Origin of the sequence: Nitratireductor aquibiodomus NL21 = JCM 21793, from assembly GCF_000615975.1 — a bacterium.
Lineage (GTDB): Bacteria > Pseudomonadota > Alphaproteobacteria > Rhizobiales > Rhizobiaceae > Nitratireductor > Nitratireductor aquibiodomus.
On the sequence record NZ_BAMP01000014.1, the window covers coordinates 44,559 to 66,645 of the forward strand.

A 22,087-nucleotide genomic window follows, 5' to 3' on the forward strand; every position below is an offset into this window, starting at 1 on the left:
AGCACTTGCTCGGCTCGGCACAGGCCATGGGGAACTCTTGGAGACGATGCGCGAAATGAAATTCGATAGAACTTCTGCCTTTCAAAATCGGCCAACTCGAATTTGTCCGCGTAAAGCGCCTTCATTAAGGAGTAAGAATATTCCACTATGGCACATGAAGCCGTGCAACATACCGAGCCCCCTCAGGGGAGCAGGTCACATTCACAGCGGGTCGAGCAGTCGCCCTAGCAACACTCTTTGCCTTCTGGCTATAATTGAGTCTCAATCCTAGGGAATCTCGACCAAGAGATATCCAAGATCTTACGCTTTTAAATCCTTGTCACGAGATATCGTCACCCGAATGTACTCAATGCTGATTGACCAACTGAAACGCTACATTGCTCATCTTGTAGATAGCAGCTTAGATGCGCGTTTAGCGGACCTACGCCGTGAGCTAGTTAGCGACGAGTTCATTCACAAACTTGCCCACAGTCTTTCCAACACGCCGGTGGTTTGGGGGGGCGACTGGTCACGCGTTGATGTAGGTTCGGAAGTAAACCTCGTGAATTCACTTCTAAACGTTACGTCGGGGAGGATTGTGATCGGTGACAGGACCTTTTTTGGTCATAATGTCTCCTTGCTCACAGGCACACACAACGTCGATGGAGGAGGAGATGACCGCCGAGGCTATCCTCACGAGGGTCGTGACATCATTATCGGATGCGATGTTTGGATAGCAAGTGGTGCTATAGTCATAGGCCCGTGCCACATCGGAGATGGTGCGGTGATCGGCGCTGGCGCTGTGGTCACCACTGACCAAGTCGAGGCTCATAGCGTCTATGTAGGCTGCCCCGCCAAACGGATCCGCTAGGACCGATCAACGCGTCTCTAAGCAACTTGCGTTACCTCGTAAGATGTATGCACCACCCCCCATAGATCCCGTTTTATGCCATCTGTAGGAAAACCTACTGAGAAGCGAGCCCCGCCAACGCAATAGTCGACAACATGTTTCGGGGTCGACAGACTGTCGGACTGAGGGTGCTTTGACAACGGAGCTATGCCTCCGACAATGCCATACTCTCCCGGGCATAGTACGTTCTTGAACCTGAACTCCACACAGTGTCGACTTCCGGCTGCGAATTCGTCAAGATATAAACCCTGCACGGCTGAACTAAAGTGGAGTATCTGCCTTCCCAAGCCGTCGGTCACCCCGATTGCAAGAGCACACTCTTTAGGTGCGGGCCGATTATGTTTTAGGTGCACCCTGACAACGATGTTGTCATCTAACTCAAAGCTATCGCGGCTATCCGGGAACGAAATATCTACAATCTCGACCTCTAAGCTGCCTGTGCGGAGAGCTTCGACTCGCGTTCTGAAGGCTTCCTCGCGGCTCGGATCAACCACAACAGTGGCATCTTCGATCTCTTCACAATCCTTAGAAGAAAGGCGAGCCTCAACATCCTCAGCTGCGACGATCTTTTCAAATACAGCGCTCTTATAGAGCTCTCCCACCTCAGTAGCAGAACCAAACGCCCTCTGCCTACCCTGGTCCAACCATAGACCTTTGTTGCAAAGTGCTCGTACGCTATCGGCCATGTGAGTCACATAGATGAAAGTGACCCCTTCATCGAGCATCGACTTGATTTTATGGAGGCACTTGTTCTGGAAGTAGGCATCACCAACGCTCAGAGCCTCATCAACAATCAGTATATCGGGACGGACGAAGACGGCACACGCGAAGCCAAGTCGAACGGCCATGCCACTGCTGTAAGTATTAACCGGGTAGTCTATAAATTCGCCGATCTCGCTGAATGCAATTATCTTCGGAACAGCATCTCGAGCTTCGTCTACAGAAAGACCGTGAATAAGACTAAAGGCTTCAATATTTTCTCGCCCCGAAAGCGAGGCGTTGAAGCCGGCACCCAACTCTAGAAGTGCAGAAATTCTCCCGCCAGCAGACACTGTTCCTGTAGACGGGGTGAGTACACCCGTTATGATCTTCAGCAAAGTGCTCTTGCCGCTACCATTTTCTCCAACAACGCCAAGACGGTCTCCCTTCTGCAGATCAAGTGAAACGTGGCCCAACGCTCGAACGTCATGCCCATAATCTCGCCTACCTCCAGAAGCTATTTCGGCCAGGCGATGCCAAGGCTTTTCATAGGTCCTGTAGACCTTGCTAACGTTTCTGAGAGCGATCTCTCCTGACATCTCTTCTGCCTATAATTCTCGTGGGTTCTTCAAAGCACGTCCGTGAAACCGGGGCGTAGCTTACGAAATATCCAGTGACCGACAACGAGCACCGACACGCCGAATACGAAGGGGACCAGCAGCTTCGGCCAAACAGGTTCGATAGTACCCAGAACCGCTAAACGTGCTGTCTCGGTCAGATAATAAAACGGGTTAAAGGTGAGAATGAGGTGCCGCACGATGGCCGGCGCTCCTTCAAGCATTGAAGGCGGGTACAAGATGGGGGTTAACCAAAACAACATTGTCACGAAAATCGGAACCGCCTGCGACATATCTGGGACGTAAACCGAGATCGCTGCTACAATGTAGCTCACACCTAGTGTTAAGATGACCGTGCACGCTGTAACAAAGATGAAGAGAACAGCTGAGGTGGAAGGAATGATATCGTTAGCCACCATTGAAGCGATCCCAAGTGATATCACCACCAGCTGAGTCACAGCAGCGGAGGCCAGCGGCAGAATAGGAATGATCCACGCGGGGAAACCGACACGTGTTCTTAACAGGTAGGAGTACTCGCGGACGATGCCCGCAGATCTAGGTACCGCCTCAGCAAACAATATCCACTGTGACAGGGCGATGAAGTAGAAGACCGTGAACGGAACATCTGCGTAACGATCCCCCATTCGCCCCCGCATCATCATCGAGAACACAACGATGTTGATCAAGGCGTATACCAACGGAACACCGATCGTCCAGACGAACCCAAAGTATGATGCCGCATATCGGTTGCTTAGGTCACGCCTCGCAAGTACCCAAGCCAAGTGCAGATCGTTAATTCTAGTGCCTTGCCACATGAAATCCTATATCGTTATCATTGAGATACGCGCCACTTGAGGCAGCAATGTGCATTACGGCATTCCTGCAGATCCGGCAATAGCAGCGCTGGATTGGTCGGTGTCCAACCACGCCTTGCCAACCAGACGCCCTTTGTCTAAACGTGCACGCAGATACCGAGCCTGCAAATGGGGCGATCAGAATAGATGAAGACGATACTACGCAAAGCTTCTACGCCAGTGCTTCGACCACTTTGGCGCCGCGTTTGGCACCGAATTCAGTTTCGTATGAACGAACTGCTTGAACCTCGTTTCCAGTCACTCGAGTCGCGGCTTTCTAAGCTTGAGATGTCAACTGAGAAGGCAAGCGGGCATTTACTGAATAGCCTTCGAGGCGTCTCCAACACACTTCTGAAAACTCAACAAGAGGTGGAGAAACTAAAGAATCAGCAAGATGCAAGCGCTTTCCTAATGGGTCAGACTGCTATCAAAAACCTGCAAGTGGCACAGCGCAATCTGGAGCATCGCATTGAGTTTGTAAGGCGCGAAATCTTGTACGAATTCAAGTATGGCTGGGATGCAAGAAATACCGGTCAGTACGATGACAACGCATCGTCAGAGACAGCCAAAGAAATAGCATGGCAGATAAAGAACCAAAACAAGGTAGCCGACTTCGCCAACGCACTCAGATTGAACCTTGGTTGTGGGCTTAAGCCCCTAGCGGATCATGTCAACATCGACGTACGGGATCTTCCAGGGGTGGATGTCGTGGCTGCCGTTGACAACCTCCCTTTCGAAGAGAACACAGTTCACTCGATCTCCAGTTCTCACCTCATAGAGCACTTCCCCCAGGAACGCCTAGTGCGACGGCTTCTTCCGTATTGGAAATCACTGCTTCGCCCAGGCGGCACTTTTCATGCGGTCGTTCCTGACTGTGCAGCCATGATAAACCACGCCAGCTCGGGGGAGCTTACCTTCCAGGAGTTCAGAGAGGTCATTTTTGGCTCTCAAGATTATGCTGGAGACTACCACTACAACGCTCTTACTCCCGATAGTTTTTCAAAGTTACTTCGCGAAGCAGGATTTGAGAAGATTCAGATCGCTGCCGAAGGTCGTCGGAATGGCCTCTGCTATGAGTTTGAAATTAAATGTCTGAAGCCAAACTGAGAAATCCTGAACGCAACAGCGGCATCAGGCGAGTTTCCATAATTATCAATACTGATGGCCGTGCTCATACCATCCGGACCACGCTAAGCAGCCTTTTTCATATTAACTATCCTTCGTTCGAGGTTTGCGTCGTTGTAGGCCCTACCGAGGACGGCACTCGCGAACTGCTGTCAGAGTTTGCAAACAAGTTAAAGTTAATCGATTGCCCCGTTCGCAACTTATCTGTGTCGAGAAATCTGGCATTGCCGCTGCATCAGGAGAGATCGTCGCATTCATAGATGATGACGCCGTTCCTGAGCCCGAATGGCTAACTGAGCTTGTCAGCAGCTATGATGATCCTTCGGTCGGGGCTGCAGGCGGTTTCGTCTACGACAACACCGGGACGCGGTTTCAGACCACCTATATGACAGTCAACAGACTGGGGTATCCTACTGTCTGGGACAGGGCCTGCCCTGAATATAATTTTCCATTCAGTAGCGAACTTCCACACCTACTCGGTACTAATTCGTCGTTTCTGCGCGAAGCGCTACTCGCCATCGGCGGCTTTGATGAGGAGTACGAGTACTTCCTTGACGAGACCGATGTCCTGTGCCGGTTGGTGGACCAAGGTTTTAGGATTGTTCAGCGCGATGACGCATTCGTACACCACAAGTTCGCATCCAGTGCGCTTCGCGATCACAAGAGCATTGTGAGAAACTGGTATCCGCTCATCAAAAATCGGGTTTACTTCGCGCTTAGGAACGGTACTGCTCACTATGATTTCCGAGATTGCATCAAAGCTGGCCTTGATGACGCCCGGGCATGGGAACAAGGTGTGCATGGGGGGGTGCAGGAAGGACTTTACACCACGGACGAGGTGGAACACTTTCATTCTCAAGCCTCAAATGCGCTTTCTGACGGCATTGCGAGAGCAAAATTGCCGAGAAAACTCCTGACGCTTCTCCCAGATGGCGTCGAGCAGCCGACATTTCTTCCCTTCCCCGCCATTCGGAGGAAAGATAGGATGTCGATTGCATTCATCAGTCAAGATTTTCCACCGGGCCAAAATGGCGGCATAGCTAGGTACATTGACCAACTGGCCAAGACGCTCGGAAATGATGGGCATGATATATTCGTCATTACAAAAAGTTCTGACTTCCACCGTGTCGACTACCAGGACGACATTTGGGTACACCGCCTGTTTCCCAAGCACTACGAAGTTCCAGTTTCATCAGGTGACCTTGCGATACCGCAGCATATCTGGAACTGGTCAAAGACCGCTTGTGAGGAGGTAAAGCGCATTTCGGGACGGCGGAACATAGACGTCGTTTACGCACCGATCTGGGACTGCGAAGGGATTGCGTTCATTGAAGAAGATGGTCCTCCCTTAATCACATCTCTGCAGACCACATTGACTCACTGGTTGAACAGTTATCCTGAGCGCCGAGAAGATGCGTCATGGATGCAAATGTTTGGAAATCCGATCTTGAGTTTGGAAAAGCGACTAATCGAGAAGAGTTGGGGGCTTCACTCAATTAGTCAAGCTATAGCAAACGATGTGGCGTCCATCTTCGGCGTCGATTATGGAAAGCGCTTGCTGGTTGCTCCGATTGGCCTGGACGACTGGGGCAGTGACACGACCGAGGCTGCGCACTCAAACGTCAAGATCCTCTTTGTCGGCCGCCTAGAGGCACGGAAAGGGATTGATGTCCTGCTAAGCGCAGCACCTGCCGTTTTAGCAGCCTATCCTAATGCCACACTTGACATCGTTGGTGACGATAGCATCAGAGCTAAAGAGTCGACGTTCCGTGAGCTTTTCGCAGCTAGCGATGTACCTAATGAAATACGCCGACGGATTCATTTCCACGGTAGATGTGACGAAGAAGCACTTAGAGATTTTTATAGGGCGTGCGACATATTCGTCGCGCCTTCACGGTATGAATCTTTCGGCCTTATATCACTTGAGGCTATGATGTGTTCCAAACCGGTAGTCGCTTGTAGGACAGGCGGCATGCCAGAGGTAGTCATAGACGGAGAGACTGGCATATTGGCTGAGCCGGGCGAGGCTGAGTCTCTAGCGGCAGCTCTGAGCCGGCTCCTTGACAATCCATCACTACGGAAGCAACTTGGAGCGGCTGGCCGGGCGCGGTACGAGAAACTGTTTACTAGCGAGATGATGGCAGCACAGTTGGCCCCTCTTCTCGACCGAGCGTGTTCGCGCCGAGAAGCGAGGGACTGTTAGGGATTTTGTTTTGTGTTTGAAGCGTAAGCGTCCGGTGACACTCCCTTTTCGATTTTGGTTCTTCGGTTGAAGTTTCGGAATTAGATACGTCATTAATTCCGTAACGAAGGTGATCGATGAGGCAAGCTGTCAATGGCCTTCGGAGCCCTTAACGGCGACGGCGGTGAAAAACGCCTGAACGTCGCCGTCACGCGTGGACGAGCCGAGCCCATATCGCGCAGGGGCCACACTCGGCGTTGTAAATGCGCGTGGACGGTAGTGTGTGTGGATTCGCACCGAATACCGGTGCCAACTCTCCTTGCAATTACCCTAGAATTCCACCTTCAGGCCGAGTTGCCCGCCCAGAGCATTCCTGCTCTGATCCCCCAGCCCGATATCATATTTCAAGTTTGCGAAGACCGATGTGGTGTTATCAAGTTTGGCAGCGACACCGGCATTGAGCTCCAGATAGCTCGCTTTCTGGTCCCCCGACAATTGCCACTGGTTGAAACGCGCCTCGTTCCTGTGGCTCCAGGTGTGCCAGAAATTAACACCTGCATGCAGCGTGTACTCACTTTTCTCTCTGACAACATGGCGTTCAACGCGAGCCCCCAGACGCCCCGTCAGTTCTGAAATGGAGCCGTATTGGATGCGTGAGTACCCATCATTCGCGTCATCCAGCCGAACACGGCGCCAGATCAACTGAGCCTGCGGTTCAATCGACCAGTTCTCTGCAAAATCGAAACGCTGCCCCGCTTCGATCGAGGCAGCAAGCCCGACGCCCCTGACATCGGAGGTAACGCCACGGTCCGAAGAGACATCGCCTCGGATCAAATCAACGAGACCGATCGCATCAATATAGCCGCCGGAGGGCGTTGTACGGGTCCAGTATCCTCCCATATGAAACGAACGCAGGTCCATGGTCCCGGTCCTCACCTGGTTCTCCAGAAGCACGTTCCGTGAACCTTGCCCATCCCCTGACCAATACCTGCAAAAATGCCCAGCTGGTCCAGAGCGCCGTTTTCATGAAGCACGCCGGCGAGGTCGGTACCGACCTGAAATCCGGCAATGCGACCCTCAAAGCGCGGCTGCATGTTGAAGGAACTGTCAGCGAGAATACCGTCTTGCTGAAAGCCCGTGCCCTGAGCAAAAAAGCGCGTCCAGAGCGGCGTGTATTCCTCTTTCGCTGGATCGAGCAGGCGCTGGTCACCCCGCCGTTCATGAAAGGTGCCTATCTCGGCAAGGCCTATGCGATAGGCGAGTTCAGGCGCCATTATATGACCAGGCACTTCTGGCCTTAGCACCGGATCAATGACACGGGAGCGCAGATACCAGTTCTCCCCTGCGCCTCCTGCATCCCCCCTGAAAAGCAGGTACTCGAACGGACCTGCCGCGATGGGGCCCGAAGCATAGAATGCATTGGCCGCGGTCGTACCGCCGTTTACCGCTTCGACAACCAGAATTCCGTCGCCGGATGTGAGATCTCCCGAGCCGCCGGCATTGCTGACCGCGATGCCACTGCCACCAATGGCGGAACCGCCATCGACAATGAGCCTGTCCGAGGGGGCGCCGTCACTTTCAAGAACGGTATCAAGTGCAAGCACCCCTCCCGCGCCGATATAGTTTCCCGTGCCACCGGGTGTGACGGTAAGTGTGCTATCCGGGCTTCCCTGAACCAGCGAAACCGTGCCGGCATTCCACAGATCCCCCATGACGGTGAAAGACGGCTCAACGAACCTGAGAACGCTGCCGCCGTTCACCAGAAGACCGTTCTGCGGAGCTCCGCCATTGCCCACCAGAAGACTGGAACCAGAAAGACCAAGGTCTACCCCGCCGAGCAGAGAGATACGCTCCCAGTTGATCAGGAGGCCTGCGTCCAGGTTCGGGTGCCCCCGACGAAATTCAGGTTATCGACGTAGCCGTCGCCCGGGCCGATATCGTCACCGCCATCGAAGAGGGTCACGCCGGAAACATCAGCCGTCCCTTCCACCCTCAACGTGTCGGAGCCATCCCCCAACACCAGGCGCCCGGTTGTCTCGCTTGCCGGCGCGAGCGTCACACTGTCATTCCCGTCATTGGTGAGAATGTCGCCCTGTATCAGGCCGCGGCTGACCACCGTGATGTCACCCGCCTCATCAAGAAGGGCGACACCGGAAAGCGCTCCGACCTGCCCGGTCTCAGACACATCCAGCGTACCCGAAGCGCCAATCGTGTGAATGCCCGCCGCATTTCCGGAACCACCCTGAACCAGACCTCCAATATCAAGATCGAAGGTTCCGCCCAGAACAGTGGCATGGACACCGTCGGCATCCGCTCCGCCTGTCATAACCCGCCCACCGGGGCCCTGCTGGATAACTACGTCCCCGGAGATCGACACACCATAAAGGCCATGCGCTTCATCCCCCGTCGTTTCGACAAGGCCACCGGACTGTATGATCCTCGTGGTGCCCGACCCAGCCGAGAGCGCGAGGATACCGGCGCTGTTCTGATACAGTCCACCGGCCGTGCCACCGGTCGTGCGGATGGTTCCGCCGGTCTGAAAGACGCTTGCGTCTGCGCCCGAGAACACACCCGTCTGCGACACAATGCCGGATGAGCCATCCCCATTGGCATTCACAACGCCACCCGTCATCGTGACGGTTGAATCTCCGGCGAAGAAGAAGACATCCGTGTAGGCAACGATACCATCGGCGTTTTCTCCGTTGGTGGTTACACTCCCCCCGCTCATCAGCACCGAGGCCTGGCCATAGCCCCCATTGACCAGCGCATAGAGGCCCTCAGCATCATCAGCGCTGCCGTCTGCACCGGTGACGACAACGCCGCCAAGGAGCTCTACCCTGGCATTGCCAGACGAGGACTTCGCCTCAATGGCGTTGGAACCATCTCCGTTCGTCCGCACCGTCGCACCGGGGTTGTTCAATATGATAAGAGCATTTCCGTCCGCCGCCCCGGAGCCAGCCGCGGGCTGAACGAAGACCTTTCCGCCATCTTCCGCCACAATCCCGCGCGCCATGTCTGCTGTCGTCAGAATGGAAACAGACTGGCCGTTGAGGTTGATGACTGCGTTCGGTCCCTCCGCGGAGAGCCCGTCATCTCCGGTCACGGAAGCATAGGCCCCCTTCACGGACGCGGAGCCTCCGTTCCTCACGACCATTCCCATGGCCGACGCAGACAAGGCAGATAGCGATGCGTCACCGTTCACGACAAAGACCGCACCACTGCCGTCGACGAGAATGCCGATGAGATTGGAGCCTGCAGATGTGAGGTGGCCGGAAAGCCCACCCTGGAAAAGAATGGAACTGTTCGGGTCCGTTGCACGTATCAGCCGGCTCACCGAACCACTTCCCAATGCGGAGACCATGGGCGCGGTCAGGGTAAGCTGACCGCCCGTGCCGGCGATTACAGGCGAAACCGATGCATGATTGAGACTGCTTGCAGGACTCGAGCAGACAGAACCATTGGTTGCCACCGCTCGCGGCCCTCCAGGTGGAACGCTACACCACGCAAAGGCATCTGATCCGAACACGCTGAAAAGAGCCGTAGAGCCCACTAGAATCGCGTAACGCCGTAAATTGCACCGCCTACGTGTCACGGACAGTGTGAAAAGCCTTGCCCCACTTGTGACATCGACAACCATAATCCCACCCCTCGAAACAGGTGAACTCCATCCTTCAAACATAGCCGCCATATGAGATTCGTCCACCGTCCAAATAGGAAGCGCTCTCCTTCCTCATTGACATCCGCAATCACAGTCAACCGAGCAGGCACTCCGAAAGTTCAGGCGCGCACCGAACCTCGAGAATGAAGTACACCATCCGTAATCGCTATAAAAGACCATTAAGTAAACATAAATATCCTTCACCGCGTGAAGATGAGCTTCGCTCATGATTGCTTTGATTTTGAATTGGAATTTTGGAGACGCTCCATGCCAATTTCACCCAATCGAGGTAACAGCCGGGATATTTTTTGGGTTTCTATATAATCCATTCTGTTACCCTCGATTGGGTGAGATTTTGAATTTTTTTTGATAAGATTGATAAAATTGTAAAAAAGGAAACAAGAATCCCTTCACACAGTGAAGGGGAGCTACGCTCATTTTTGATGATTTTGTATTTTTTTATAAATATAGAATATCGATAATCCTTAACTCTTATTGTCCCCACACCCATATACAACTTTTACGGATTTTCATTTTCTTCAAACCTTTCCGAAGCCCCCTCCCCAACCGGCTCGGATTGGCAAGACGCATAGTAATCCGCTGAGCTCTCAGCAATCCCCACCATCCTTGTCGGATAGCATTTCGGGCGCGCCTCCAAATCGCCACCCGGCCGCTCCTGATCCGGCGCAGAAGGCTGCGGAATCCAGTCGAATTGGTCGTCGGCAGATACTGGACCGACGAACACCGTTGCGAGCAGCAGCACCAATATTTGCCGCCTTACCCAATCCACCATTCAGCACCTCATTCAGAGTGCGGCTCCCACATGGAAAGCCCCAACGCTATCGCCGTACAAGCGTATCCAATATGCGCCGGTGCGCCTTCTCTACGGTACTTCGCAACGGTTGCTCTGGATATCTGCAAAATTGTTGCGGCGCGACGATCGCTGAAGCCGACATGCTTCAGCCATGCCTCGAATTGCGCTGCGGACATCGCGACACGACGTTGCCTTCGCATTGATGATTGCTTTGCAGACGCCGAGATATTCACCCCACATCCTTCCTAGACGATTTGATAATTCAAGCGCTCGCACCAAACGTCTCCACGTGCCGACAAGCGCTCTATGATTTTCTCAATCTCTTGGGGTGATGGATACCGATTGGCCTGACCGCGACACTCATCGAGGAACCAGCCAAGACGGCCCAGCCGCGTGAACTTCAGCAACAGGCGTTCAGGCTGCTGCGCCTGGTAATAGAAGGCGACACCCGCCTGCACATCGAGGCATGCGGAATAGAATTGATCATGATCGGTCAGGCAGTTTTCAAGTTCGCGAGCTATTCGTGCGAGCTCGGCTGAGGTTTTGACAGGCACAAGCCCATCAACCAGCCATGGAGCCTCGGGGAACGGCAATGCTGCGATCATCTTGCGAAGGACACCAAAAGGACTGCTCGAACCCGAAACCGCATTGAGAACGGATTGATCGCCTGTCAGCGCAGCAACACGCCGCCCCAGCCAACAGATTTCGGCGACCTGAAACAGCGGCGCATTGCTTCGAAGCGCGTGACTGGCAAGACGCGCGGTGAACGGATCGGTCGGCAGCATGGCGATCTCAAAGACCATACGCGGATCGATTTTTTGAGAGCGCTGTAGCACGCGGCTGAGGCTGTCCCGCCGGTTCATCGCCTGATATGCGGCACGGTAGAAACCCGGAGATTGCGAGCGCGGTCCGAGTTTGGATAGCAGTTGCACCATGCCCGGCGGACAATTGCCGTATACCTCGCGCAAAAGGTGTTTTCGCCGTGTTCTGGAAAGCCACCAACGCAATTCAGAATGGGGCGGTGACTGATCATCAAACGCAGCAATCACCGCATGCCAGACATGACGCTGCGCAGATGAAGCCAATAGATAGTCGGCAACAGTGTCGCCCTGCCAGATCGCCATGACCGACGGCGTGAAGTCACCGGCAATGAAACGCACGAGATCAGGAACAGGCCCTGTATCCGAGCCTGCCTTCAATAAGTGCTCTTGAACCATGGGCCAGAGCATCCGCTACGGCTCAAGTCAGCTCAACAACGTCAGTAGTAGTACCGCTTATTGCGGAACAGATACATCAGCAGATAGCCGGGAAGCCAAAGCCCGCTGGTGATCAACGACAGCAGAATGTGAATCCAGTGCGGGAACCTGCGAAGCCCTGCGCCCTCACCTGACGCCGACGATGATGCAGATGCCGCCGCTGCTCCACCACCAGCATTCATGAACACGTTCGGATTGCTGCGTTGCGATTTCAGCAGTTCCAGATCACGCATTTGCGGATCGAGGATTTCACCGCAGTGGCGGCACTTCTTGGACTTCGGATTGATCGGTTCCGAGCAGTAGGGGCATTCGATTGTTGTTGCCTGAGACGTCTCTTGCATTTGGCTCTCCTGAAAAAGCGACAGCGGGGCTTGCGCTTAATTTATGGTCCTATAATACGTGGTTTTATTCAAGTGCAAGTGATTGCTTCCGCCCATGGATGTGCAAGAGCTTGTTGGTTGGAATTTGCGAAGGCTGCGTGTTGAGAGGAAAATCTCTCAGGACGAGCTTGCGTTGATCGCCAATGTCGAGCGCGCGTATGTCGGCTATCTGGAGAGAGGCCGGCGCAATCCGACGATTGCAACACTGGATCGCCTTGCCGCTGCACTCGACGTGCACATATCGCAACTGTTCGCCAAGCCCGCTGAAGGCACACCAAGACCGGAACCGCTCAGGCCAGGTCGGCGAAAGGCGAGCTGATTGGGTTGGTCAAATCCAACACGTCATCATCGTGCCGATTGCTGGAAATTCAGTGGCCTGAGGACGGAAACCGTACCACCTGACAAATTGGCTGATGCTGCGCCGTGGTTTCCACAGTGGGATGAGGCCTGCGCCGAAGCTGCAGAAGCTTATTGGCTAGCCAGAGCGATGGTGGAGTCTCGTGGGCCATTCCCAATTTGACTAAGCCAGTAACGAACGTGCAGATTGGAGTACCCCTCAACATAGCCATCGCCCCATTGTTAAAGGCCAGACATGTCCCGTTTTCTTACGTCGATTGCCGTTGCCGAGCCGCTTCAGACTAGTGCGGAAAACGCAATCAATGGAGCGATGCGGAGTCGTTCGTTATGGCCCGCTGCCTTTTAGCATGTCGCGGCGAGGGGCAATGGGGATCGCGGGAAGATGACAATTCAAAGATCGACATGATCATGTCGATTGAGCATCCATGGTGCCCCAAGGAGAGGATGCTGATACTTTGCCAAGCTAAGTCGGGCGCGAGCTATGGTCGTATGGAGAAACGTGGTGGCTTCAAGTTATTCAAGCGCGCTAAGACCAGGGCGCGTCGGACCAATCATGCGGTGTGTATCCTTTGGGTCGATCGAGATACCAATCACAGCTTTTGGGCGTACGTCCATCCCGATTCAACAGCGACGGCTCAGAACTATGGTAACCATCACCGTATTGGCCCGGCGATGGTCTACGACCTTGCAAGGTCCATGTCCCACGCGAGTGGCAACCGACGCGGCGGCAGGGGAGTGATTATACCAGAGACGATGCCAGATCTGAAGGCAAGCCGTAGTAAAGCGATTGCGTCGTATCGATCGCATAAGGTCGTGCGCTCACCAGTCTTGGGAGACATCGAATTCACGAAGCATGGTTGGCGTCACATGTTCCGAAAAAGTCGATCGGCGAGTAGCAAGCAGGCGAGCTTGGGCCTGATCCCAAGACTCCCGGCTATTCTCCAGCACCAGCCGTCGACGATGGCGCTCCTCGATGTACGATTCGAACGCGAGTGCGAGCTTGAAACGCGGACTGCTGAGTACCTTCTGAAGTTCAGGGATGTTCGCAGGCGTTCCGCCTTGGGAGTCGACACAACCACTACTGCACATGTCCGGGTCATCGAGGAAATCCGCTATCCGCAGCGCTGGTATCGTTCAGCAATGCTCTCCCAGCAGATCAAGCGGCGGGTCATACTGAAATCCGCCTATTACAAGGACGTATGACTGGAAGGAGTGAGGGCACCAGAGTCTGCTTTATCGCTTTGCCAAGAGTACCTTTAGCATGCGGTCGGATAACCGCCGCCGCATAATAGCGCTCTGGTGAGTCACCCTCAATCCGACTGTAGCCGAGGCAGTGCTCTCCGGCAACGAAGATTGCGCTTATAGCGCCTGCCGTACGAACGTTACATTGTGAAAGATCGTATTTGGGTCTCCGCCTGTCAGCGGAGCCACCCGAACGGAGACCCGTTCCTTGCGGTAGTTTGCCCGAAAGCCCACAGTCCGGCTCCGGCCCATACCGGTCATTCACCTGCTGATAGGATACTGCGATGCAGCTCGCCGGAGCCACCATCCGCTGCATCTGCGAAGGCGGCTGGCTGCCAAACGGCGGCAAAGCGGACATTTCTGCCGATTTCCAGTTATTCGACGAATGCATCATTTTGTTCGCTAACCGGAGTAGACTTACTACCGTCAAATCGAGTGAGTTTAATCAACTGAGATCCAACCCCAATTGCAAAATCTGTGCTCAAAACCACAAGGTTTTGTGCACTTGGATTTGCTCTCGTCGAAGGGTATCTGATTGCATCGAAACCACTATAGCGAGCGCAATCAGCAACGAACCGTGAAAACACATACGCAGGTTTTCGATAACCTTCGTCCTCTTGAGGAGTACTCAGGAGCGCTGAAAAAACAAGTGCATTTAAGATGTCACAAAAATCTTTATGGTGCTCGTAAGGGTTTACTAAGTCCAGAACCTTTAATGTGCCGCCCAAACGAATCTCGCCAATGACGCAGCTTGAACGTCTTAATTCGTGAAAGCAGGTTTTTTCACTATCAGCAAGGTAAAGAGTCGGTTGCCCTGCATGGTTATAGCGCCCCTCGCTAACAAAGCGGGGCTCCGCAAAATCAAACTGTTTGGGAGTGCAGTCGTCTAATCCTTTTTCACTACGGGCTCGAAATAAAGCGGTTGTTATTGGTTGAGGATTTGTATCTTGCGAAAGTTCTGAAAGGACGGTCTGAGGTGGTCCCGGTTATTGAGACAGGGGCTTAAGGTGGATCTCCCGATGAGAAGGACGATCCAGCATGAAGACACGCAGACGGTTTACGGCCGAGTTCAAGGCCAAGGTTGCGCTTGAGGCGATCCGCGGCGAGCGGACGATTTCGGAACTGGCAACGAAGCACCAGCTTCACCCGAACCAGATCACGCAGTGGAAACGGCAGGCCATCGAGAATTTGGCCAAGGCGTTCGACGACAAGGCTTCCGATGTACAGGTCGGCCGGGAAGCCGAAGTGACGAAGCTGCACGCCAAGATCGGCCAGCTCGTCGTCGAGCGGGATTTTTTGGCCAAGGCCTTCGATCGCTGAGCCTGGATCGGAGGAGAATGATGATTGATCCCGATCACGAACGGCTCTCGATCCGTCGCCAGTGCGAACTGGTCTCGATCTCGCGGGCGTCGTTCTATCGTCAGCCCACTGGCGAGAGCCCAGAGAATCTCGAACTGATGCGCGTCATCGACGAGGCGTTCATGGAAGCGCCCTGGTATGGCTCTCGTCAGATGGCGCGGCATCTGCGCCGTCAGGGCTGGTGCGTCGGCCGCAAACGGGTCCGGCGGCTGATGCGCAAGATCGGCCTGTCGCCGATCTACCAGGCGCCGAGGACCAGCGAGCCGCATCCCCGGCACCGCATCTATCCCTACCTCCTGCGCCATCTGGCAATCGAGCGTCCGGATCAGGTCTGGTCCGCCGACGTGACCTACATCCCGATGCGGCGCGGCTTCCTCTACCTCGTCGCCATCATGGATTGGTTCAGCCGCAAGGTGCTTGCCTGGCGGCTGTCGAACACGATGGACGCCGACTTCTGCGTGGCCGCGCTCGAAGAGGCGATCGCCCGCCACGGCAGGCCCGACATCTTCAATACGGATCAGGGAAGCCAGTTCACCAGCTTCGCCTTCACCACCACGCTGAAGGACGCCGGCATCCGCATCTCCATGGACGGGCGCGGCCGCTGGATGGACAACGTCTTCATCGAGCGGCTGTGGCGCAGCCTCAAATACGAGTGCGTCTTCCTCAACGCCTTCGAGACCGGAAGCGAAGCCCGCAACGGGATCGGTTCATGGATAGCCTACTACAATGGGCGACGCCCGCACTCGACCTTCGGCGGCAGGACACCCGACGAGGTCCATGCTATGGCACAAATGACGGAGCAACTGGCGGCATAGAAACCAACCCGATCCACCTTAGCCAAGCCGCCAAACTGTCTCACCAGGCGGGACCACCTCAGTCAGGACGCTCAAAGCAAACTCGTTTTTTAGCAACAAAAAGGGCGTCTTTTGTGCGATGTCGTTTATGGCAACGATATCGTCCTCGAATGTCTCATGAATATCAAACGGTAGGTTATAGGGAAATATTGTATAACAAAACTTTTCGCCACATCTTGGACAATCCAAATCTTGAATAAGTCGCGAAAATTGCTCCCACGTGAAAAATGAGTTTATGCGAGAACCTTCGTAAAACAAATCCAGCTGAATTTGGCTTGTTTGAAACTCTTCGGAGTTGGCATAATAAGCTCTGGGCCAAGTTGCTAAAAAATTTTTGTAGCAGCTTTCACAACAAGCAATGTCAGCAGAAAACCAAGAATCAATTTCCTGAAGAAACACGTCTTCAAAAAATTCCTCATCAATTGGATGCGATGGATCGAATTGGTTCACTATTGTCCCTCTAAGCTACGCACTGATTTGAACGTTTCCTCATACCATGACAAGGCGCGTGAAGAAATCATTTGCTAACTGGGTATTGCTCAAAAATTGTCCCTGAATTCAATTCCATGCCTAATGTCTGCTTCGGGCTCAGAGCGGTCATTGGGGCCGTCGATACCAGCAATCCGACTGGCTGATGCCGCAATGGCGGGTTGGAGCCCAAAGTTCTAGATACTGCAATCTGTACGAATGTCAGCAATTGCGAAACAACTGATGTTGGCAACAACAAAGCAATATGGAGCATCCGTCATGCATCTCCCCTTTCCCAAAGCCGTCGTGTTCGACATGGACGGCCTGTTGCTCGATACTGAACAGGTATACTTTGAGGGCTTCCGCACGGCGCTTACCATTCTTGGGCTACCGCAGGATGACAATTTGTTTCTGCGGCTAGTCGGCACGAACCATGTGTTGGGACGTCAGCTGCTGACCGAGGGGCTGTTGGGACGGGTCACATTGGAAGAGTTCGAAACCGTCTGGGACAAAGAAATTGCGCAACGGTTAGTAGATTGCGTCCCCGTCAAACCTGGTGTTCGCGCGGTGGCAGAACATCTGCGCGAAAAGGATATTCCCTACATCATCGCCACCAGCACCCAGACAGAAAAGGCTCATCTGCATCTCGACCGAGCGGGACTTAGTGCGCTTTTTCCCGATGTAGTAGGCGGTGATCAGGTCGCGGCTAGCAAGCCCGCGCCAGATATCTACCTACATGCTACTGCACGTTTGGGTCACGACCCCGCAACTTGCGTGGCCTTCGAAGACTCGCCCAACGGCGTTCGCGCTGCGCACGCGGCAGGCTTAATTACAGTGCATGTCCCTGACATCGTTGCCCCCGATGCCGAAATACGCGCGCTAGCGCACTATATTGCCAGCGACATCATAGCCGGAGCCCAAAAGGTTGGGCTAATGGTGGACCATGATTTGTAAGCCGACATTGGTGTTTTAACGGCGAAAGTCGCCAAAGTCCGCATGACATTCATTGGGTGCTGCTGGCGGGTGGTTTTGTCACGAATAACCGCTATGGCCAATCGTGCCAGCGAACTTCGCGGCTGCGGCAGACGTCCGCTCCCCGCCCGTTCCAGACTTTTTGCCGTGTCGAAAACGAAAGCAAGCTTTCAGGGGACCGGGATTGGGAGCTCGAATGCCCGAAACAGGCACGCAAACCAGCCACATAGAACACCGTCACATTTCACTCAGCCGCAACGAACCGATTGATCACATCACGCGCCTTCTGCGTTACCGCAGCCTGTTCCAGATGAGCATATCGCAGCGTGGTCTTGATGTCGGAATGACCAAGCACCGACCGCACCTCGTAAACGCTGAGGCCATTCTGGATTAGCCGTGTAGCATGTGTGTGGCGAAGCGTATGGATCGAGCAATCCGCAAGCTCTGCCCGCCGAAACGCCTTGCGAATCGCGATCGCCGAATACCCTCGCGGACCACCAGCCTTGTTGGTGAACACATACTCGCCGGTTCGCGAACGCCACCTGCGCTCGACAATCTCGACCACCCGATCCGTCATGAACAGCACACTCTGGTTGCCAACCTTGGAACGCCACAGGTCGATTGAGCGCTCTGCAAGGTTGATCTGCTGCCAGCGGATGTTTGCAATCTCGCTATACCGAGCACCAGTGTCCAACAGGATGACGACCAGATCGTAATTGTCCTGAAGCACAGCCCTCGCCTTCTTGTTGTCAGGCAGACCATTGCGCCGTCCATTTGGGTCCAGTTCGGTAAGCAATCGCTTTTCCTCGGCGACCGACAGATACCGGACCAGCTTGTTTGGAACCTTGACCTGTGGCGGATCGATTGGTGGGCAGCGATAGCCATCCTTTCGCGCCTTGTTGATCGCGGCCACGATGCAATTGACCCCGTGCTTGATCGTCTGCGGCTTTCTGCCCTGGCTGACGCGGCGGCTGACATATTGCTCGATAACACAAGAGGTCACAGCCTCGAGAGGCGTTGCCGCCCTGATCAGCCTCAGAGCGGTCTTCTCGATGGACAACAGATTGGAATGGCTTGGTGTCCCGCTCTTTGAATCCACATAGCGGCGCATTGCTTCGCCGAATGTGATTGTCTTCGTCTGACCAAGCAGCATCGACTGCTGAACATCCGACCTGATCTTGTCGGCGATCTTAGACGCGACCTTGCGGTCGGACGTCTTGGTCGAGCGGACAAACGTCTGGTTGTCGATCTGGAACTGCACATACCAGAAGCGGGAATTCGGGCGCTTTATCAGGGTCATGGAACAACCTCCGCGAGCTCCTTCCTCAGATATTGTGCGCAGGGCAACGCATGCTATCGTTTCAACCTCTGGGCGGCCTTTGGGCGTACAGCACTGATGGGGGAAGCATGTCCTGGCTAACCAAGAAGTTGCCGGTTTCAATTAATCAGCGCCTGATCAACAAGAACGACCGCAATGACACAATGGCGTTCACTGAGGGTTGGACGGCGCAAGAGGTCACGATTGAAGAACTGGCCGGTGCGATTCTGAGCGGTTACGCATACAGCGCGCAGTTTTCTGGAAATCGGAAGACATCGAACTTTCAGAGCGGCGGGTTCGTTTCGGTCGATGTCGACGCTGGTATCAGCCTTGATGGCGCAGCGAACATCGACATCGTCGAACAGTCGGCCACGATGATCTACACGACAGCGAGCCACACTGAAGAGGTACATCGGTTTCGCATCGTTTTCGCACTGGAAGAACCGATCACCGATGCAAGAGAGTTTCGCGCCCTCACACGCTCCCTCGCACTCAAAATAGGCGGAGACACTGCTGCCACCGATCCAGTTCGAGTATTCTTCGGCAATGACAAAGCCGACATCACTGTATTTGATGGCGGGCTGTGCCGAGATCAGGTCAACGAACTGATCGACCAGAGTTTCAATGCGGTGACGACGAGTCATGGCGCTGAGACATCGGAGAAGAAAACCCAGCGCTCCTTGAAGTCAGTTGCACCAGACCAATCAGTGCGCACGGCCGATAATCGTGAAGCCAGATTGGAGGAGCTTGCGCGGTCCACAACGATCTACTGCCCGTTTCACCACGACACCAACCCCAGCGCCTTCGTGATAGTCAGTCAGCGCGGCATCAATGGTATCCATTGCTCAGCGTGTGAAGCGAGTTTCTGGCCGTCGAACTCGGATCGCTTCGACTTCTATTCGTTTGATGATGCCGCCAAAAACGCAGCAGAGAAGATCGCCGCTGATAAATCCGACGAACTGGATGAGGTTTTCTGGCGCCCTGAAACACGGCCCGGAGAGATCGAATTCCTCAATCAGCAATATGTTTCTGTTGCGCCGGCCAGCCCGGGCGTCACCTTTATTAAAAGCCAAAAGGGACCGGAAAGACGGAGTTTTTGAAAGAGATCATCAGCAGGAAAGCCAAGTCTGTACTGCTGATTGGACATCGCCGCTCGCTGATCAGACAAATGTGTGATCGGCTCGGATTGGACTGTTATCTCGATGAGATTGAAAACCCGCAGACACAAACGAACGGTCGGGAATTCTATGGCGTTTCACTGGATAGCATCCAGCGAGTTCCCAGACTGAAGCAGTATGACTATGTGCTGATTGATGAATCAGAGCAGGTTCTGGCGCATTTTCTGTCGGATACAATATCGAGCAAACGGCAACGTATTTTCGTTCATTTACGGCAGCTGATTGCCTCGGCAAAACATGTGATCGCGCTGGATGCTGATCTAGGCTGGATTTCATTCAACAACATCTCGCTTTGGGCGCGCGAGGTCAAAAAAGACACCCCGATCAAGTTGTGCATCAACCAGCATGAAAGTGCAGGACGCAAAATTGAGATGTATCCCAGCAGCAAAGCGATTGTCGGAGACATCGAGTCCTCAGTCAATGCTGGCTACAAGGTGTTTGTCACGTCGAATTCAAAGGCCACCGTCGACAGAATTCACGCCTCGATCACCAAACGTTTCGGCAGGAAGAAGGAATCGATCCTGATCACGTCAGCGACGACAAACACCGATAAGGTCAAGGAATTCCTCGGTGATCCAGCGACACAATCCCGCAAATACGATGCCGTCTTTGCTTCTCCTTCGATCAGCTCGGGCGTCGACATATCGTTTCCAGATAACGAGCAGATTTTTGATGTCGTCTACGGGTTGTTTGAAAATGGCATCACAAGCCATTTCGACTGCGACCAGCAGCTTTCCAGAGTTCGGCACCCGAAGGCCATCAAGGTTTACGTATCGGGGCGCAGGCATTTCTATGACACGTGCGCAGATACTGTGATGAACGATGCTGTGCAGTCAGACCTGATGGAGCATTTGCTGACCGGACTGGATGAATATGGGCAGCCGGTATTCGCCAAAAGCAATCCGTTGCTCCAGCTTGTCACCCCGATTTTGACGCAGAACCGCGCGTCGATGAACGACCTCCGAAACAACTTCATCGACTACAAGGAACGGCAGGGTTTCACGGTTCTTCAGACCGAACCCGACGATCAGATGGTTATTGCCGGTGCTGAGCTCCTTAAACATGGAGCCACATTGAGCGCGCAGGAGTATGCGGATCGCCTGATGATGGCGGATCGCTTGGATGACAACGAATTTGAGGATGTTCAAGCGAGGCACCGCGCTGGGCGGCAGCTCTCCGAAACAGAAGCGGCCGCACTCGCCCGCACGTCAATCGAGCGCTTTTACAAAGAGGATTTGACCAATGAGCTGATCAAACTGGACGACAAGGGGCGGTTCCGAAGGATTGTACGTGGCTTTGAACTGATCAGCGATTACGAGATGATATCGATACTCGGGAAAATGTCAGATGCGCAATCCGGCAACACCCTCTCGTTGGACTCCTACAACGCATTCCATCCGCAGATTTTTATGATCAAAGAAGTGATGGAATTGGTCGGCCTATACCGAGAGGGGGAATTTGACACCACGAAAGAACTGTCCTCATCCGACATCGAGGGGTTTGTCGCGTTCCTTGACGAGAATAAGCATCGCTACAGGATCAATTTCGCACGTGATTTGCGCAGCGATTATCGGTCGAAGCCATTTAGCCAGCTTGGTTTTTTCCTCAAAGAGATTGGTTTGAAGCAGCGGTCAAGAAAAACGACTGCGGATGGGAAAACCGTTTATGCCTATCGAATAGACGACGGGAGCTACGAGAAGATGAAATCAATTTCCCAACGGAGACGCACACCAACCAATTAAATTACGCGATTAAATTCGCAGCGACCGATTATGATAAAATATTTTTGAATCATGAATCCCTTCACGCAGTGAAGGAGCTTCGCTCATTTTATATTTTTATTATTATATTTATTTTTTAAAGGG

At 53.8% G+C, this 22,087-nt stretch carries 20 protein-coding genes and 1 pseudogene; 10 read left to right on the plus strand and 11 right to left on the minus strand.

The window, feature by feature from the left end; genetic code table 11:
• Positions 1-349: 349 nt before the first annotated feature.
• Positions 350-850, plus strand: a complete 501-nt coding sequence (locus JCM21793_RS06180) for an acyltransferase (protein ID WP_162175215.1) — start codon at positions 350-352, stop codon at positions 848-850.
• Between the two features lie 17 nt (positions 851-867).
• Here the strand turns inward: JCM21793_RS06180 and JCM21793_RS28140 are convergent, their stop codons facing one another.
• Together JCM21793_RS28140 and JCM21793_RS06190 are read right to left on the minus strand one after the other, a co-directional pair.
• Entirely contained in the window at positions 868-2,187 is a 1,320-nt protein-coding gene (locus tag JCM21793_RS28140; RefSeq protein ID WP_025029798.1) for an ABC transporter ATP-binding protein, read from the minus strand.
• Between the two features lie 29 nt (positions 2,188-2,216).
• Positions 2,217-3,020 carry an ABC transporter permease gene (locus JCM21793_RS06190; protein WP_025029799.1) on the minus strand — a complete coding sequence of 268 codons (804 nt, stop codon included), beginning with the start codon at positions 3,018-3,020 and terminating at the stop codon, positions 2,217-2,219.
• Between the two features lie 267 nt (positions 3,021-3,287).
• Here JCM21793_RS06190 and JCM21793_RS29140 point away from each other — a divergent pair, with 267 nt between their 5' ends.
• The 3 genes and pseudogenes from JCM21793_RS29140 to JCM21793_RS28150 all read left to right on the plus strand — a co-directional run bounded on the left by JCM21793_RS29140 (position 3,288) and on the right by JCM21793_RS28150 (position 6,387).
• A complete protein-coding gene (locus JCM21793_RS29140) occupies positions 3,288-4,166 on the plus strand; it encodes a class I SAM-dependent methyltransferase (protein ID WP_025029800.1) in 879 nt (292 codons plus the stop codon).
• Positions 4,148-4,818: pseudogene (locus JCM21793_RS31395) on the plus strand (glycosyltransferase family 2 protein); the annotation flags it as partial. The gene JCM21793_RS29140 and the pseudogene JCM21793_RS31395, both read left to right, overlap by 19 nt.
• Positions 4,819-4,854: 36 nt before the next feature.
• Positions 4,855-6,387, plus strand: a complete 1,533-nt coding sequence (locus JCM21793_RS28150) for a glycosyltransferase family 4 protein (RefSeq protein WP_370671627.1) — start codon at positions 4,855-4,857, stop codon at positions 6,385-6,387.
• Between the two features lie 309 nt (positions 6,388-6,696).
• Here the strand turns inward: JCM21793_RS28150 and JCM21793_RS06205 are convergent, their stop codons facing one another.
• The 6 genes from JCM21793_RS06205 to JCM21793_RS06230 all read right to left on the minus strand — a co-directional run bounded on the left by JCM21793_RS06205 (position 6,697) and on the right by JCM21793_RS06230 (position 12,435).
• Positions 6,697-7,287 carry an autotransporter domain-containing protein gene (locus JCM21793_RS06205; protein WP_162175216.1) on the minus strand — a complete coding sequence of 197 codons (591 nt, stop codon included), beginning with the start codon at positions 7,285-7,287 and terminating at the stop codon, positions 6,697-6,699.
• 11 nt (positions 7,288-7,298) lie between these two features.
• A complete protein-coding gene (locus JCM21793_RS06210; RefSeq protein ID WP_025029803.1) occupies positions 7,299-8,162 on the minus strand; it encodes an autotransporter outer membrane beta-barrel domain-containing protein in 864 nt (287 codons plus the stop codon).
• Between the two features lie 65 nt (positions 8,163-8,227).
• Entirely contained in the window at positions 8,228-9,700 is a 1,473-nt protein-coding gene (locus tag JCM21793_RS06215) for a hypothetical protein (RefSeq protein ID WP_025029804.1), read from the minus strand.
• 844 nt (positions 9,701-10,544) lie between these two features.
• Complete coding sequence (locus JCM21793_RS06220) at positions 10,545-10,817, minus strand: hypothetical protein (RefSeq protein WP_025029805.1); 273 nt, start codon at positions 10,815-10,817, stop codon at positions 10,545-10,547.
• A gap of 266 nt (positions 10,818-11,083) precedes the next feature.
• Positions 11,084-12,055 (minus strand): hypothetical protein, encoded by a 972-nt coding sequence (locus JCM21793_RS06225; RefSeq protein ID WP_155983383.1) that lies wholly within the window; start codon positions 12,053-12,055, stop codon positions 11,084-11,086.
• 41 nt (positions 12,056-12,096) lie between these two features.
• Positions 12,097-12,435, minus strand: a complete 339-nt coding sequence (locus tag JCM21793_RS06230; protein ID WP_025029807.1) for a hypothetical protein — start codon at positions 12,433-12,435, stop codon at positions 12,097-12,099.
• A gap of 94 nt (positions 12,436-12,529) precedes the next feature.
• On the opposite strand from JCM21793_RS06230, the gene JCM21793_RS06235 reads away from it, so the two are divergent.
• Together JCM21793_RS06235 and JCM21793_RS06240 are read left to right on the plus strand one after the other, a co-directional pair.
• Positions 12,530-12,793, plus strand: a complete 264-nt coding sequence (locus JCM21793_RS06235; RefSeq protein ID WP_007010879.1) for a helix-turn-helix domain-containing protein — start codon at positions 12,530-12,532, stop codon at positions 12,791-12,793.
• Between the two features lie 365 nt (positions 12,794-13,158).
• The gene (locus JCM21793_RS06240) at positions 13,159-14,034 is read left to right on the plus strand and encodes a hypothetical protein (protein WP_025029808.1); all 876 of its coding nucleotides are present in this window, start codon (positions 13,159-13,161) and stop codon (positions 14,032-14,034) included.
• Positions 14,035-14,447: 413 nt separating this feature from the next.
• On the opposite strand, the gene JCM21793_RS31400 is transcribed toward JCM21793_RS06240, so the two are convergent.
• Positions 14,448-15,002, minus strand: a complete 555-nt coding sequence (locus tag JCM21793_RS31400; RefSeq protein WP_081784647.1) for an RES family NAD+ phosphorylase — start codon at positions 15,000-15,002, stop codon at positions 14,448-14,450.
• A gap of 109 nt (positions 15,003-15,111) precedes the next feature.
• Between JCM21793_RS31400 and JCM21793_RS06250 the strand changes: the two genes are divergently transcribed.
• Positions 15,112-16,247 (plus strand): IS3 family transposase gene (locus JCM21793_RS06250; protein ID WP_370671626.1). Its coding sequence is split into 2 segments (ribosomal slippage): positions 15,112-15,382 and positions 15,382-16,247, totalling 1,137 coding nucleotides; the frame shifts between segments, so codons are not numbered across the junction.
• Between the two features lie 18 nt (positions 16,248-16,265).
• Here the strand turns inward: JCM21793_RS06250 and JCM21793_RS06255 are convergent.
• A complete protein-coding gene (locus tag JCM21793_RS06255) occupies positions 16,266-16,736 on the minus strand; it encodes a hypothetical protein (RefSeq protein ID WP_025029811.1) in 471 nt (156 codons plus the stop codon).
• Positions 16,737-16,973: 237 nt separating this feature from the next.
• Here JCM21793_RS06255 and JCM21793_RS06260 point away from each other — a divergent pair, with 237 nt between their 5' ends.
• A complete protein-coding gene (locus tag JCM21793_RS06260) occupies positions 16,974-17,708 on the plus strand; it encodes an HAD family hydrolase (protein WP_025029812.1) in 735 nt (244 codons plus the stop codon).
• A gap of 262 nt (positions 17,709-17,970) precedes the next feature.
• Here the strand turns inward: JCM21793_RS06260 and JCM21793_RS06265 are convergent, their stop codons facing one another.
• Positions 17,971-19,026, minus strand: coding sequence for a tyrosine-type recombinase/integrase (locus tag JCM21793_RS06265; protein ID WP_025029813.1), 1,056 nt, complete (start codon positions 19,024-19,026; stop codon positions 17,971-17,973).
• Positions 19,027-19,133: 107 nt separating this feature from the next.
• On the opposite strand from JCM21793_RS06265, the gene JCM21793_RS06270 reads away from it, so the two are divergent.
• Positions 19,134-20,144 (plus strand): hypothetical protein, encoded by a 1,011-nt coding sequence (locus tag JCM21793_RS06270; protein ID WP_025029814.1) that lies wholly within the window; start codon positions 19,134-19,136, stop codon positions 20,142-20,144.
• Positions 20,141-21,964 carry a plasmid replication protein, CyRepA1 family gene (locus JCM21793_RS06275; protein ID WP_155983385.1) on the plus strand — a complete coding sequence of 608 codons (1,824 nt, stop codon included), beginning with the start codon at positions 20,141-20,143 and terminating at the stop codon, positions 21,962-21,964. The genes JCM21793_RS06270 and JCM21793_RS06275 overlap by 4 nt, the downstream gene beginning before the upstream one ends.
• The last annotated feature ends 123 nt before the right edge of the window (positions 21,965-22,087 follow it).